Source organism: Microbacterium galbinum, assembly GCF_023101185.1.
Lineage (GTDB): Bacteria > Actinomycetota > Actinomycetes > Actinomycetales > Microbacteriaceae > Microbacterium > Microbacterium galbinum.
In genome coordinates this window covers 1,424,413-1,438,973 of the sequence record NZ_CP078077.1, presented here as the reverse complement: position 1 = coordinate 1,438,973, position 14,561 = coordinate 1,424,413, and the positions used below count along the sequence as shown (strand labels likewise).

Sequence of the window (14,561 nt, the reverse complement as noted above, 5' to 3'; positions counted from 1 at the left end):
CGCCGTAGACTGGAGGGTATGTCCAAGGTCCTCCAGTCCCTGCCCGTCGGCGAGCGCGTCGGCATCGCCTTCTCCGGAGGACTCGACACCTCCGTCGCCGTCGCGTGGATGCGCGAGAAGGGCGCCGTGCCCTACACGTACACCGGCGACCTCGGCCAGTACGACGAAGACGACATCGACTCGATCCCGGGCCGTGCGCTCGAGTACGGCGCCGAGGCATCGCGCCTGGTCGACGCCAAGACCGCGCTGGTCGAAGAGGGCTTCGTGGCGCTCTCGTGCGGTGCGTTCCACATCCGCTCGGGCGGCAAGACCTACTTCAACACCACTCCCCTCGGGCGCGCGGTGACCGGCACGATGCTGGTGCGCGCCATGAAGGAGGACGGCGTCGACATCTGGGGCGACGGCTCCACCTACAAGGGCAACGACATCGAGCGGTTCTACCGCTACGGCCTGCTCGCCAACCCGCGTCTGCGCGTCTACAAGCCGTGGCTCGACGCCGACTTCGTGACCGAGCTCGGCGGGCGCAAGGAGATGAGCGACTGGCTCGTCGCCCGCGACTTCCCGTACCGCGACTCGGCCGAGAAGGCCTACTCGACCGACGCCAATATCTGGGGCGCGACGCACGAGGCCAAGACCCTCGAGCACCTGAACGTCTCACTCGAGACCGTCGACCCGATCATGGGTGTGAAGTTCTGGGACCCGTCGGTCGCGATCGACAGCGAAGACGTCACCGTCACGTTCGAGGCCGGCCGCCCGGTCGCCCTCAACGGCGTCGAGTTCTCCGACCCGGTCGCGCTCGTGCGCGAGGCGAACACGATCGGCGGACGCCACGGCCTCGGCATGAGCGACCAGATCGAGAACCGCATCATCGAGGCGAAGTCGCGCGGCATCTACGAGGCCCCCGGCATGGCCCTGCTGTTCATCGCCTACGAGCGCCTGGTCAACGGCATCCTGAACGAAGACACCCTCGCGACGTACCACGAGCAGGGCCGACGCCTCGGTCGCCTCATGTACGAGGGTCGCTGGCTCGAGCCGCAGTCGCTCATGCTGCGCGAGTCGATCCAGCGCTGGGTCGGCCTCACGATCTCCGGATCGGTGACGATCCGTCTGCGCCGCGGTGACGACTGGACCATCCTCGACACCGTCTCGCCGAACCTGTCGTACGGCCCCGAGAAGCTGTCGATGGAGCGCGTCGGCGATGCGGCCTTCGGCCCGGTCGACCGCATCGGCCAACTCACCATGCGCAACCTCGACATCGCCGACTCGCGTGCCCGCCTCGAGCAGTACGCGGGCCTCGGCCTCGTCGGCGGCGCCACGGGCGAGCTCGTCGGTCGCGTGACCGCGGGCGAGTCGGGCGAGATCACGGGTGCGGTCGAAGAGGTCGACGAGAACCTCGCCGACGCGGTCGACACGGCTTCCGAGGGCGCGGCCTTCGACTCCGGCACCGACTGACCCTCACGGGTTTCGATCAGGGGGCGGATGCTGCGGCATCCGCCCCCTTTTCCGTGCGGTCCCGCGGAGTGCGTGGCACGAGCGGATGCTGTGAGTCCGTCGAGTTATCTTGCACACAACTGTGCACATTAAGTACACTCGAATCCATGACCACCCGCGCACCCCGCCGCGACGCCGTCGAGAACCGCGCCGGCATCCTCGACGCCGCCCGTTCCGCGCTCTCCGTCGACCCCTACGCCTCGGTCGACGTGATCGCCCGCAGCGCCGGCCTCTCGCGCCGCACCCTCTACGGCCACTTCGACGACCGCGAAGCCCTCATCCGCGAACTCATCTCGACCGGCGCCCAGCGCTTCAACGCCATCGCCGAATCCGTGACCGACGCCGACGCCCGCCTCGCCCTCGCCCGCCTCACGGCACGCCTCTGGCACGAGGCCGCGCACGTACAGGTCGCGGCCGCTCTCGCGCTCGACGAGGCGCACGTGCAGCACACGGCCGACGCCCTCGCCCCGCTGCGCCGCACGGTCGCCGCCCTGGTACGCCGCGGCCAGGACGACGGGAGCTTCCGCAGCGACCTCGCCGCCCCCACCCTCGCCCGCCTCATCGAGGAGATCGCGCGCACGGTCATCTCCCGCACGGATGCCGCGAGCACGGGCGCCGCGAACCTCGCCGTCCGCGCGGTGCTCAGCATCGCCGGGCTCTCGTGGCGCGAAACCGATGAGCTGCTCGCCGCCCACCCCGACATCGTCACCGGCCCGACGGAGGCCCCCGCATGAGGATCACCCTGCACGACGTGAGCAAGGGCAAGAACGGCCAGGCCCTCCCGCCCACGACTCTCGAGTTCCACACCGGCGAGGTGCGTTACGCGCTCGCCGAGACCGAGCAGCGTCCGACCGTCCTCGGCCTGATCGCGAGCGGACGCATGCGCCCCGAGACCGGTCGCGTCACGATCGACGACTCCGACAGCGCCAAGGAGCTGCGCCGCCGGGTCGCCCTCGTCGACGCCCCCGACGTCAGCGACCCGCACCCCGACATCTCGCTCGCGGGCGTCGTCGGCGAGGAGTTGATGTTCGCCGGGCTCGGCGCGACGCCGCTGCACGCCAAGCGCTGGCTGTCGCAGCTCGGATACGCCGAGCTCGCCTCGGTGCCGATCGGCAACATCGACCCCTCGGCGCGCGTGCGCATCCTGTGCGAGCTCGCGGTGCTGCGCGACGGAACGGATGCCGTCGTGCTCGTGTCGCCCGACCGGCACGGTGGCTCGCCCGACGGCTGGTGGCGCATCGCCGCCGAGTTCGCCGAGCGCGGGTTCGCGATGCTCGTGATCCTCGGCGGTTCGGCCGCCGTGGCGCTGGAGCGGATGCAGGAGCTCGGCGCGGTCAACGCCTCCGGCCCGGTCGAGCCACTCGTGCTCGAGCCGGAAGCGGATGCCGACGCGGAAGCGGATGCCGAAGTGAGCGGTTCGGACGACGGTGAGGTCGAGCGGGGCGGGGCCCTTCGACAGGCTCAGGGACCCAGCGAGCGGGTCGCTGAGCCTCACGAGTGGGTCGCTGAGCCGCAGGAGTGGGTCGCTGAGCCTGTCGAAGCGTCCCCCACCCCGGACCCCGACCCCGAAGACGACACGAACGGAGCCGCCTCATGAAGGTTCCCGCGATGATCGCCGCCGAGCTGCGGCGGCTGACGGCGAGCAAGATGGGCATCATCGCGCTCATCGCGCTCGTGTGCGTGCCGATCCTCTACGGCGGCCTCTACCTCTGGGCGAACCAGGACCCCTACGCCAAGTTCCCCGAGGTGCCGGTGGCTCTCGTCGTCGACGATGCGGGGGCGCCGTCCACGGCATCCGACGCCGCCGCCGGCGACACCGTCAACTACGGCGAGGACGTCGCCGACAACCTCATCGACGGCAACGCCTTCGACTGGCAGCGGATGACGGCCGACGAAGCAGCGGATGCCCTGCGCCACGGCACCGTCGACTTCACCGTGACCATCCCCTCCGACTTCTCGACGGCGCTGACCTCGGCCGCGGGCGACGACCCGCACCAGGCCCGCATCGACCTCGAGACCAACGACGCGAACAACTACCTCGCATCGTCGATGGGCACGCAGGCGGTCGAGAAGATCCGCAGCTCGGTGGCCGAGATGGTCGGAAGCGAGGCGGCCGAGCGGCTGCTTACCGGGCTCAGCGACATCCGCGACAGCCTCGTGACCGCGACCGACGGGGCGACGCAGCTGACCGACGGCGCGAACACCGCCGCCACGGGCAGCGCGACCCTCGCCGACGGCACGGCCCAGCTGGCCGACGGCACCGCGCAGCTCGCCTCCGGCGCCCAGACCCTGGCGACCGGGGCGCAGTCCCTCGCCGACGGTGCCGCGCAGGTGAGCGACGGCAACCGCCAGCTCGCCGACATCGCCGACCGGGCGGGCTCGGTCGTGCAGCAGGCGACGGATGCCCTGCCGCAGGTGCGCACCGACATCACGACGATCCTCACCGATCAGGGCCTCACACCCGAGGAGATCGACCAGGTGCTCGCGAAGCTCGACCCGCTCGCGACGCGGCTGCAGGACGGCAACGCGACCGTGCAGGCGGACGTCGGCAAGATCGATCAGCTCGCGGATGGCGCGGCACAGGTCGCTTCCGGCGCGGCGACCCTCTCGACCGGCGCCTCGAGCCTCGCTACCGGTGCGGGAACGGTCGCGGAGGGCGCGGCATCCGCCAACGACGGCGCCGCGCAACTGCGCGACGGACTGAGCACCCTCGCCAGCGGGGCGGCCGAACTGCGCGACGGCTTGGCATCCGGTGTCGACCAGATCCCGGCATCCACCCCCGAGCTGCGCAGCCTGCAGGCCGACACGATCGCCGACCCGGTGAAGGTGTCGAGCGACAAGGTCGCCTCGGCCGAGGACTACGGCGCCGGGCTCGCCCCGTTCTTCGCCGCCCTCTCGGCCTGGATCGGCATCTACGCGCTGTTCCTCATCGTGAAGCCGATCTCGCGGCGCGCGATCACCGCGCTGCACTCCCCGATCCGCATCACGCTCGCCGGGTGGCTGACGCCCGCGGCGCTCGGCGCGGTGCAGATGCTGGGGCTCATGGGCATCCTCGCGCTCACCCTCGGGTTCACGTTCAACCATCCGCTCGGCACCCTCGGGGTGCTGGTGTTCGCCTCGGCGACGTTCGCGGCGATCATCCTCGCGCTCAATGTGTGGTTGGGCTCGGTGGGGCAGTTCCTCGGGCTCGTGCTCATGGTGCTGCAGCTCGTGACCGCCGGCGGCACGTTCCCCTGGCAGACGCTGCCCGCCCCGCTCGCGGCCCTGCACCACGTGCTGCCGCTCGGCTACGTCGTCGATGCGATGCGGCAGCTGATGTACGGGGGTGATCTCGCCCGAGCGGGCGGCGACCTGATCGTGCTCGGCATCTGGTTGGTCGGTGCGCTGCTGTTCGCGATGATCGGCGTGACACGCATGACGCATCGGCGCACGCTGCGCGACCTGCAGCCCAGTCTCATCGGCTGAGGTGCGGCGCCGGGGCTGAGTCCCCGGCGCGGGGCGGGAGGCCGTCTCTACTAACGTGGAACGGTGCCCACCAGCTATCTCGCCCCCGCCGGGACCCCCGTCACGCTCCTCGAGTTCGAGCACGCCGGGTCGACACTGATCGCCGAGACCTTCGGCGAGGGCGAGCCGACGTTCCTTCTGCTGCACGGCATCGGCATGGGGCGCAGCGTCTACCTCGACATCGCGCAGCGGCTCCCGGGTCGGCTCATCGCGCTCGACCTGCCGGGGTTCGGCGAGGCCCCCGAACCCACCCGCACCCTCACGATGGAGCGCCACGCCGACCTCGTCGCGGCATACCTCCGGCACACGGGCGAAGGACCCGTCGTGGTGATCGGGCACTCGATGGGCAGCCAGATCGCGGCGGAGCTCGCGGCACGGCATCCGCTCCTCGTCTCGGGTGTCGTACTCGCCGGGCCCACCGTCGACAAGACCAAGCGCAACCTCGCCGCGCAGGGCTCGTACCTGATGCGCGACCTGATGGGCGAGCGGCCGCTGGTGATCTGGCGCGGCGCGCGCGAGTACCTGCGCGGCGGGCCGCACCTGATCCGCAAGATCAGGGCCACGATCGCTCACCAGCCCGAGAAGGCATTCGTGCGGATCACGGCGCCGGTGCTCGTGCTGCGCGGTGAAGACGACCCGCTCGCGCCGATGAGCTGGTGCCGTGCGATCCTCGATGCGATTCCCGGCGCCCGGCTCGAGGTGATCCCCGACCACGGGCACGGCACGCTGATCAGCGACTCCGAGCCCGCCGCCCGCCTGATCGAGGGCTTCGCCGCCGAGTTGTGAGGGGCGTCGCGCAGTGCGCATAACTCCGGAGAAAGGTCGCACGCACCGGCCACAGGCTCGCGGTAGCCACATCGACGGCGCTTTCTCCGGAGTTATGAACAGAGCGTCCAGAGCGAACGCTCGGACGATCGCACTCCTCCCCCTCCCCGCCCACCGGTCTCGGACGTCGACAACTCCGGAGTTCTGCGCGCTCTCGCGCCCTTCATGAGCGCAAGTGTGTGCTGAGCCCCTGAGTATCCGGAATTATGAACGCCGGCCGCGTCCGCCACGCATGCCAAGAGCAGCCATCACGTCGATCACGGCACCTCGCACGATGTCCGGTCGCTCCATGACGTCCGTTGCAAGCGGTCGAATCGTGACGTAGCCGCGTGCGGCAGCAGCCAGGTCCCGTCTCCGATCCTCGACCTGCGCGAGCCATCCTTCGTGAAACTCCCTGCTGTCGCACTCGATGATCAACCACCCCTCAATGACGAAGTCCACGCGCCCGACTCCTTCTATGCGCACCTGCGTCTCGTACTCTGCGCCGATCGCCTTCAGGATGAGGCGCATGAAGGTCTCCGGCCCCGACTCTGCGGTCGCATCGACGAGGGAAAGAAGGCGGGCGTAGCGCTGCGGCAACCCGTCGAAGATCGTGGCGAGTTGTCTCCGAGTCAGAAGCCTGTGGTGGAGCAGGCTGTCGAGCGTCGCCAGTGCACCACGAGGCGTCTGGCATCTGATCGCATGTCGGACGACATCCTCGAATGCCGCCGCATGCAGGGGCGCCGGCACGGACGACGGTGCGCTCCAATGCAGCCGAGTGCGTGCTGAGCCAGGCGGTCGCACGCGCGACGCGTCGGGTGCGAGTTGCACGTGCAGGCCCGAGGCCCGATGCACGAAGATTCCGATCGCCACGAGAAGCGACAGGCAGGACAGTCGTCCACCGATGCGCACGGCCTCTGCGACCTCGGCCGCGATGTCCGGATACGCATAGCGATCTCGTCGCAGCCGTAGCAGCGCTCCCGCCTCGACGGCCCGCGTGATCGAGCGCCCGCTCAGCCCGCGAGCGAGCAGATCCGATCGCGTGAACACGCAGGGCGCATACACCTCTACGACTCGATCTCTGACGGCTTTCTTGCTGTTTCGCACCACAGCAGTGTGTGCGGCGGGGGGCCTGCGCTACTCACGTATCGCGGCCATCGGAACAAGTCCGGCACACTGGCGCGCCGTGGAGGAGTAGTCGCGCCCTCCCAGCTTGTTCACGACTCCGGAGAAACTGATGGGATGGCGCGCAGGACAGCAGATTCAGGTGGATAGTGCCTGATTATCCGGAGTTGTGAACCGACGCGCCCGGCACTACCCCGCGGCGGGCGGGGTCTGCTTGGCGTCGGCGAGCTCGTCGACGACGAGGTGGCGCTGATCGGCGGAGCCGTTGCGGTACGCCTGGCGTCCGACCATGTGCGCCGAGAGCGGGGCGGTCGCGAACTGCATGAGCACGATCGGGGCGACCAGCAGCAGCCCCAGCAGGATGCCGCCGACGCTGCGCTGCGCGAGGGCGACCGCGAGGCAGATGAACACGAGTCCGAGCACCTGCGGCTTGGTGGCGGCGTGCAGTCGTGACGGCACATCGCGGAAGTGCAGCAGCCCGACCGCGGCCGAGAGGCAGAGCAGCGCGCCGAGCAGGATGAGCACGAGCACCGTCACGTCGATGACGGCGTCGGGGATGACGAGACCGAAGATGTTCATGGCGTCGTGTTGTCCCTTCGTGCGACGAAGCGGGCGACCGAGATCGATCCGAAGACGCCGATCGCGGCGATGATGAGCAGCACCGGGATGCTGCGGGTATGGCCGTTGATCGCCATCTCGGCACCGAGCACGCACATGACCTCGGTGAGCAGCACGTCGGAGGCGACCGCGCGGTCGAGGATCGTGGGCCCGCGGAAGATGCGGATGACGGTGAGGATCGCGGCGATGCCGAACACCACCATGATCACGAGCAGCAGGATGTTCACCGGGCACCGCCCTTCGTCGAAGATCCGGCGGCGGTCGCGCGTGCCCGCTCATCGGCCTTGAGCGCACGATACTGCGCGGGATCGCCGAGCGCACGCACCACCCGCCGCTCCCAGCGCAGCACGATGCGGCGCTGCTTCTCGACGTCGTCCATCCCGTCCACGCCGATCACGTGCATGTAGAGAACGCGGCGATCACGGTCGGCCTCCACCACGAGCGAGCCCGGCACGAGCGATGACACGACAGCGACGTGCGTCATGACGAGGTCGTCGGCGTAGCGCAGCGGCACCGCGATGATGGCGGTGCCCGGCTGCTTGCGGAAGTCGAAGACCTGGATGGCGACGGTGACGGCACCGCGCAGCAGCGCCCAGAGGAACTGCACCACGAACAGCGCGGCGTAGAAGACGTTGACCCGCCCCGACAGCTCGACCGTCGGCAGGCGGAACACCCGGGTCACGAACACCGCGACGACGAGTCCGGAGACGAACGCCAGCAGCGTGAACTGCCCCCACAGCAGCATCCACAGCACGACCAGCCAGGCGAGGAACGGCAGCTGGGCGCGCAGGTCGCGCCAGAAGTGGCGCTTGCCCTCGGGACTCATCCGCCCACCTCCTCTTCGAGCTGCACGAGGTTGACGGGCTGCAGCAGCGTCTCGCCGATGCGGTCGCAGAGCTCGTAGAGCGGGCCCGCGAAGACGGTGAGCGCGACGGTGACCCCGACCATGCCGGCGGTCGCGAGCGTCATGATCTTGGGAATGCGGCGACGCTCCTGCTGCTCATCGGCGGCGGGCGCGTTGCCGAGGTACGAGATGCGTCCCTCGGTCTCGGTCGAGTCCTCCTCCTCACGCCAGAACGCGAGGTTCCAGGCGCGCATGAGCGCGTACAGGGTGAGGAGCGAGGTGAGGATTCCGCCCATGATCAGCACGATCATGAGGGGGGTGCCGACGGATGCCGCGGCCTCGAAGAGCGCGAACTTGCCGATGAACCCGGAGAAGGGTGGCAACCCGCCGAGGTTGATGGCGGGGATGAAGTAGAGCACGGCGATCACCGGCGCGATCTTCAGCAGCCCCTTGACCCGCAGGATCGAGGTGCTGCCGGCTCTTCGTTCGATCAGCCCCACGGCGAGGAACAGGGTCGTCTGCACGACGATGTGGTGCACGATGTAATACACCGTGGCGCCGATGGCCGCGGGCGTCGCGATCGCGAGACCGAAGATCATGTACCCGACGTGGCTGACGAGCGTGAACGACAGGATTCGTTTGAGCTCGGCTTGCGCGACGGCGCCGAGCACGCCGACGACCATGGTCGCCAGCGCGATGATCAACAGCAGCGTGTCGATGCTGTTCGAGGCGAACAGCTGCGTCTCGGTGCGGATGAGCGCGTAGACGCCGACCTTGGTCAGCAATCCGGCGAAGACGGCGGTGACCGGGGCGGGCGCGGTCGGGTAGGAGTCGGGCAGCCAGAACGACACCGGGAAGATGGCGGCTTTGATACCGAACGCCACGACGAGCATGAGGTGCAGCACGAGCTGCGTCTCCTGCGGCAGCTCGGCCATGCGCTCGGCGATCTGCGCCATGTTGACCGTGCCGACGGCTCCGTAGATCATCGCGATCGACGCGAGGAACAGGATCGACGACACGAGCGACACGACGATGTACACGGCGCCGGTGCGGATGCGCGACTCGGTGCTGCCCAGCGTGATCAGCACGTACGAGGCCACGAGCAGGATCTCGAAGCCGACGTACAGGTTGAACAGGTCGCCCGCGATGAAGGCGTTGAAGATGCCCGCCGCGAGGATCAGGTACGAGGGGTTGAAGATCGAGATCGGGGTCTCGTCGGTGCCGTCGGCGGCACCCTGGCCGATCGAGAAGAGGAGCACGGCGAGCAGCACGATGCTCGAGATCAGCACGAGGAGGGCGGCGAGCCGATCGACGTACAGCACGATGCCGAACGGCACCGGCCATCCGCCCACCGACACCGCCATCGGGGTGTCGCCGGCGTCGACGGCGACCAGCAGCACGGCGGCGATCACCGAGACGGCGGCGAGCGTCACGACGGTGACGAACACCTGCAGGCGCGCGTTGCGACCGAAGACGAGCGTGATCGCGGCTCCCAGCAGCGGGAGCCCGACGAGGAGGGGGACCAGAACGCTCATCGGCGATCCTCCTCATCGGTGTGCTCGGGGGCGTTGTCGTCGGATGCCGGATCGAAAGCCGTATCTCGGGCCGCGTCCGCGGCATCCGTTTCGTCGGCATCGGCGGCGTGGGTGTCGGCATCCGTCCGGAAGGAGGATCCTTCGGCATCCGCTTCGTCGACGGACTCGGTCTCCACCTCGTCGTCGTCGGGAGGCGCCGATTCGGCATCGAGGACGCCCGCGGAGGCATCCGTCCCGTACGAGCCGTACGCCCGATCGACGGGCGCGTCGTCTTGGATCGACGAGTGGTCGCGCATGTGGAGCACCGTGATCGGCGCGGTCTGCACGCCGACGAAGTCGGTGGTGGCCTTGTCGTCGTCGGACTCGGACTCGTCGTCCATGAGATCTTCGTCGGCGTCGGTGCGCTCGCGCAGCGCGATGTCGGCCTCGTCGTCCTCGACCGTGTCGGCCTGGCCCAGCTGCCAGGAGCGGTAGATGAGCGCGAGCAGGAACGCCGAGACCGCGAACGTGATGACGATGGCGGTGAGGGTGAGCGCCTGCGGGAGCGGATCGCTGATCTCACCGTCGACGCCGTAGAACGGCGCGCGTCCGGGCACGCCCATGACGATCATCAGCAGCAGGTTCGTCGCGTTGCCGAGCAGCAGGAATCCGATGAGCACGCGGGTCAGGCTGCGCTCGAGCATCGCGTACACGCCGCAGGCGAAGAGCACGGCCATGATCACGATGAGGGTGAGCGAGACGTCCATCAGTGGGCACCCCGCCTCTCACGCGAGACCATCGGCGCATCGCGCAGCGCCTGGGTCTGACGGTCGACCTCGGCCCCGAGGCTGCGCAGCACGTCGAGCACGAGGCCGATGACGACGAGGTAGACGCCCACGTCGAAGATCGTCGAGGTGACGAACTCCATGTGGCCGAAGCCGGGGATCTCCCACTCCCAGAACGTGCTGGTGAGCGGCGCCTGGCCGAAGAACAGGGGGATCAGCGCGCTGCCGACCGCGAGGATGAGGCCCGCGCCGAGCAGACGTCCCGCGTCGGTGGGTGCGGCTGCACCGAGCTCCCAGCGGCCACCCGCGATGTAGCGCATGACGAGCGCCATGCCCGCGACGAGACCGCCGGCGAAACCGCCGCCGGGGAGGTTGTGACCGGAGAAGAGCAGGAAGATCGACACCACGATGATGGTGTGGAACAGCACCCGGACGATCACCTCGAGCAGGATCGACCGGTTCTCGGGCTTCATCTTCGTTCCGCCGACGAGCCAGGCCCGGGGGCTGCTCTCGTTCTCGGTGGTCTGGAAACGGATGCCCTCGGTCGTCTCGACCAGCGGGCGGCTCTGCGTGCGGCGGCGCTTCGACCGCGGCAGCTTGAGGGTGGCGGCGAGCATGTCGGCGCGATGGGTGACGAAGACGAGCGAGGCCACACCGGTCGCGGCGAGCACGAGCACCGACAGCTCACCCATCGTGTCCCATCCACGCAGGTCGACCAGGGCGACGTTGACGACGTTCTTGCCGTGGCCGATCTCGTAGGCGAGCTGCGCGAACGAGGTGGAGATGGGCTCGTGGATGCGCGACTGCGTGGCGACCACGGCGACGAGCGCCATCGTGAGACCGACGCCCACCGCCAGCAACGCACGCGGGATGCGCCCGACCGAGGCGTTGTGCTCGCCCATCTTCGAGGGCAGGCGGCGCAGCACGAGGGCGAAAGTCACCATCGTGACGGTCTCGACGAGGATCTGCGTGAGCGCGAGGTCGGGGGCGCCGCTGGTCGCGAACAGCACCACCATGCCGAGGCCCGTGACCGACACGAGCACGACCCCGGTGTAGCGCTTCTGCGCCCGCACCGCGAAGAGACCGGCGGCGGCCATGATCGGCGCCACGACGATCTGCACCGGCGTGTGCCAGGCCGACAGCTGGAAGCGGTCGATGTCGGTCGCGACGAGCGCCGTGACCTCGGCGGCGACGAACACCACGAAGATCGTGCCGACGTACACGGGCAGCGAACCGCGCTGGGTGAGGGTCGTGCTGAGCACCGACAGCCGGTCGACGCCGCGCATGACGAAGTAGTAGACATCGGCCGCGGTGAACGGCAGCAGGCGGGCCTTGCGGTCCCAGCCCGTGCGGCGGGAGAGCAGGAAGATCCCGAAGCCCAGCACGATCGACAGGATCGAGATGCCGAGCGCCGGCTCGAAGCCGTGCCAGAGGGCGAGGTGCCCCGGGCCTTCGACGGCCAGTCCCTCGGCGTCGAGGCCGGGGGTCGCCGTGACCGCGTACCCCTGCAGCGCGACGTCGAGCGCGGGAGCACCGATGCCGGCGGCGAGCGTGACGCCCGCGAGGATGATCGGCGCCGACAGGAACCCGACGGGCGGGTCGGGCCAGGGGGTGTCCGGCATCCGATCGCCCTGCGCGTCGCGCTTGGTCCAGAAGGCTCCCCAGAGGAAGCGCACGCCATATGCCGCAGTGAGCATGGATCCGAGGATCACGCCGATCAGGGCGACGAGTCCCCACGCGGACCCGCCGATCGCATCGTCGAGCAGGGCGGTGAGCGTCGATTCCTTCGCCACGAAACCGAGGGTCGGGGCGATGCCGGCCATGGAGGCGATCGAGATGAACGCCGCCGTCGTCATGACCGGAGCCTGCCGGCCCACGCCCGAGAGCTCGTTGATGTCACGCGTCGAGAGCTGGCGGTCGATCACACCCACGATGAGGAACAGTGCCGACTTGAACAGCGCGTGGCCGATGACCAGCGCGAGCCCCGCCAGCGCCGCGGCCTGCGTGCCGTAGCCGACGACCACGGCGAAGAAACCGAGCTGGCTGACGGTGCCGAAGGCGAGGATGCGCTTGAGGTCGGTCTCGCGCAGCGCCTGGAACCCGCCGATCAGCATGGTCAGGATGCCGAGGCTGATCACGATCGGACGCCAGGTGGGGCTCAGCGCGAAGATCGGCGCGAAGCGCGCGATGAGGTAGATACCCGCCTTCACCATCGCGGCGGCGTGCAGGTAGGCGCTCACCGGAGTGGGAGCGGCCATCGCACCGGGCAGCCAGAAGTGGAACGGGAAGATCGCCGACTTGCTGATCGCGCCGATCAGGAGCATGACGATCGCGGCATCGATCATCGGACCGGTCGGCACCTCGGCGAGGATCTCGCGGATGCTCGACGTGCCGGCATCCACCACCAGCAGCACGACGCCGACGAACATCACGAGTCCGCCGAGCGTGGTGACCAGCAGCGCCTGCAGCGCGGCACGACGGCTGGCCGCGCGGCGGCGGTAGTGGCCGATGAGGAGGTACGAGAGGATGCTCGTCACCTCCCAGAACATGACGAGCATGACCAGGTCGTCGGTGAGCACGAGGCCGTACATCGCGCCGGCGAAGCCCAGCAGAACGCCGGCGAACTGGCCGATCCCGGCCGAGTCGTCGTGGAAGTACCAGCGGCAGTAGAGGAGAACGAGCGAACCGACACCCGTGACGATGAGCGTGAGCACCCAGCCGAGCACGTCCATGTTCATCGACAGGTTCAGCCCGAGCTGCGGGATCCACGACACCGAGACGAAGGGGGAGTCGCCATCGATCACCTGCGGCGTCATCACGAGCGCATGGACGAATGCCGCCGCGGGAATGAGAGCGGCGATCGCGAATGCCTGAGACCCCAGCCAGCGCACCAGAACGGGCATCAGGAGAGACCCGAGGAGGAACACGGCGAGGAGCGTCAGCATATACGCGGCTCCTCAGGGCTCGTCGGCCGGGGTAAAACGGCGCAGGCGGGCGGGTGTCTGGTTCCATTCTACCTGGCGTTAGGGAACCGTTAGGCCGCGGCCCTGAGGCGGCGCCCTTCGACAGGCTCAGGGACCCACGGTCGCGACCTCAGGGACCCACGGTCGCGACCTCATGGACCCACCACGACCGGGTCGCTGAGCCTGTCGAAGCGTCCCGCCCCGGGAGCTACTCCGAGCGCGCCGCGAGCACCGGGCCGAGGCGGGCGTAGGAGTTGGTGATGTGGGTGAGCATGGCGGCTGCCGCGGCATCCGCATCGCGATCGCGCAGCGCGGAGAGGATCTTCTCGTGCTCGCTGACCGTGTCGTCTTCGAAGTCGTGGCGGAAGTTGAGCCGGTAGAGGTGCATGTGCGAGCGCAGCCGCACGATCGCCTCCGAGAGCAGCGGGCTCTGCGCGTGCTCGGCGATGAGGTGGTGGAAGTGCAGATCCTCGTCGATGAAGCGGCGGTAGTTCTCGAAGTGCTCGTCGTCGTCGGGGGCGGATGCCGTGCGCATCTGCGCCACGGAGGCGGTGAGCTCGGCCTCGGTCTCGGCGTCGATGTGCGTCGTCGCGCGGCGGGCCGCTTCGGGCTCGAGGAGTTCGCGCATGTCGTAGAGGTCGCGCAGGCCGTCGGCATCGAGCAGCGGGGTGGCGACGTAGCCCTTGAGCGCGCGCTTGATCACGAGCCCCTCGGACTCGAGGCGGGTGAGTGCCTCGCGCACCGGGGTCGGCGAGACGTCGAGGTCGCGGGCGACCGCGTCGATGTTCACGCGGGCACCGGGTTCGATCACCCGGTCCATGAGCAGCCCGAGCACGGCGTCGTAGACGTCGTCGACGAGGGCACGGCGGGCGGGCAGAGCCCGTGGCCCACGGGCTTCGTCGTCGCTGAACAT

Annotated in this window: 12 protein-coding genes and 1 pseudogene; 5 read left to right on the top strand and 8 right to left on the bottom strand. The window is 69.2% G+C overall.

The features are described from left to right. The first annotated feature begins 18 nt into the window (after positions 1–18). The 5 genes from argG to KV396_RS07100 all read left to right on the top strand — a co-directional run bounded on the left by argG (position 19) and on the right by KV396_RS07100 (position 5,781). Complete coding sequence (argG, locus tag KV396_RS07120) at positions 19–1,452, top strand: argininosuccinate synthase (protein ID WP_247633329.1); 1,434 nt, start codon at positions 19–21, stop codon at positions 1,450–1,452. Positions 1,453–1,598: 146 nt separating this feature from the next. Further along, positions 1,599–2,225 carry a TetR/AcrR family transcriptional regulator gene (locus KV396_RS07115; RefSeq protein ID WP_247957336.1) on the top strand — a complete coding sequence of 209 codons (627 nt, stop codon included), beginning with the start codon at positions 1,599–1,601 and terminating at the stop codon, positions 2,223–2,225. Further along, the gene (locus tag KV396_RS07110) at positions 2,222–3,088 is read left to right on the top strand and encodes a hypothetical protein (protein ID WP_247957335.1); all 867 of its coding nucleotides are present in this window, start codon (positions 2,222–2,224) and stop codon (positions 3,086–3,088) included. The genes KV396_RS07115 and KV396_RS07110 overlap by 4 nt, the downstream gene beginning before the upstream one ends. Positions 3,089–3,099: 11 nt before the next feature. After that, the gene (locus tag KV396_RS07105; RefSeq protein WP_407665594.1) at positions 3,100–4,956 is read left to right on the top strand and encodes a YhgE/Pip family protein; all 1,857 of its coding nucleotides are present in this window, start codon (positions 3,100–3,102) and stop codon (positions 4,954–4,956) included. Between the two features lie 63 nt (positions 4,957–5,019). Beyond that, positions 5,020–5,781 carry an alpha/beta fold hydrolase gene (locus KV396_RS07100; RefSeq protein WP_247633333.1) on the top strand — a complete coding sequence of 254 codons (762 nt, stop codon included), beginning with the start codon at positions 5,020–5,022 and terminating at the stop codon, positions 5,779–5,781. Positions 5,782–6,024: 243 nt separating this feature from the next. Here KV396_RS07100 and KV396_RS07095 read toward each other — a convergent pair whose 3' ends face one another. The 8 genes and pseudogenes from KV396_RS07095 to KV396_RS07060 all read right to left on the bottom strand — a co-directional run bounded on the left by KV396_RS07095 (position 6,025) and on the right by KV396_RS07060 (position 14,561). Next, complete coding sequence (locus KV396_RS07095) at positions 6,025–6,906, bottom strand: type IV toxin-antitoxin system AbiEi family antitoxin domain-containing protein (RefSeq protein WP_247957333.1); 882 nt, start codon at positions 6,904–6,906, stop codon at positions 6,025–6,027. 207 nt (positions 6,907–7,113) lie between these two features. After that, positions 7,114–7,503, bottom strand: coding sequence for a monovalent cation/H(+) antiporter subunit G (gene mnhG, locus KV396_RS07090; RefSeq protein WP_247623941.1), 390 nt, complete (start codon positions 7,501–7,503; stop codon positions 7,114–7,116). Beyond that, entirely contained in the window at positions 7,500–7,769 is a 270-nt protein-coding gene (locus tag KV396_RS07085; RefSeq protein ID WP_247623942.1) for a monovalent cation/H+ antiporter complex subunit F, read from the bottom strand. Before KV396_RS07085 ends, mnhG begins: the two co-directional genes overlap by 4 nt. Next, entirely contained in the window at positions 7,766–8,368 is a 603-nt protein-coding gene (locus KV396_RS07080) for a Na+/H+ antiporter subunit E (RefSeq protein ID WP_247633335.1), read from the bottom strand. Before KV396_RS07080 ends, KV396_RS07085 begins: the two co-directional genes overlap by 4 nt. Next, complete coding sequence (locus KV396_RS07075; RefSeq protein WP_247623944.1) at positions 8,365–9,921, bottom strand: Na+/H+ antiporter subunit D; 1,557 nt, start codon at positions 9,919–9,921, stop codon at positions 8,365–8,367. The genes KV396_RS07080 and KV396_RS07075 overlap by 4 nt, the downstream gene beginning before the upstream one ends. Positions 9,922–10,163: 242 nt before the next feature. Then, positions 10,164–10,667, bottom strand: a pseudogene (locus KV396_RS07070) (Na(+)/H(+) antiporter subunit C); the annotation flags it as partial. Then, entirely contained in the window at positions 10,667–13,630 is a 2,964-nt protein-coding gene (locus tag KV396_RS07065; protein WP_247957332.1) for a Na+/H+ antiporter subunit A, read from the bottom strand. The pseudogene KV396_RS07070 and the gene KV396_RS07065, both read right to left, overlap by 1 nt. 226 nt (positions 13,631–13,856) lie before the next feature. Next, on the bottom strand, positions 13,857–14,561 hold the full coding sequence (locus KV396_RS07060; RefSeq protein WP_247633337.1) for a GntR family transcriptional regulator: 705 nt from the start codon (positions 14,559–14,561) through the stop codon (positions 13,857–13,859).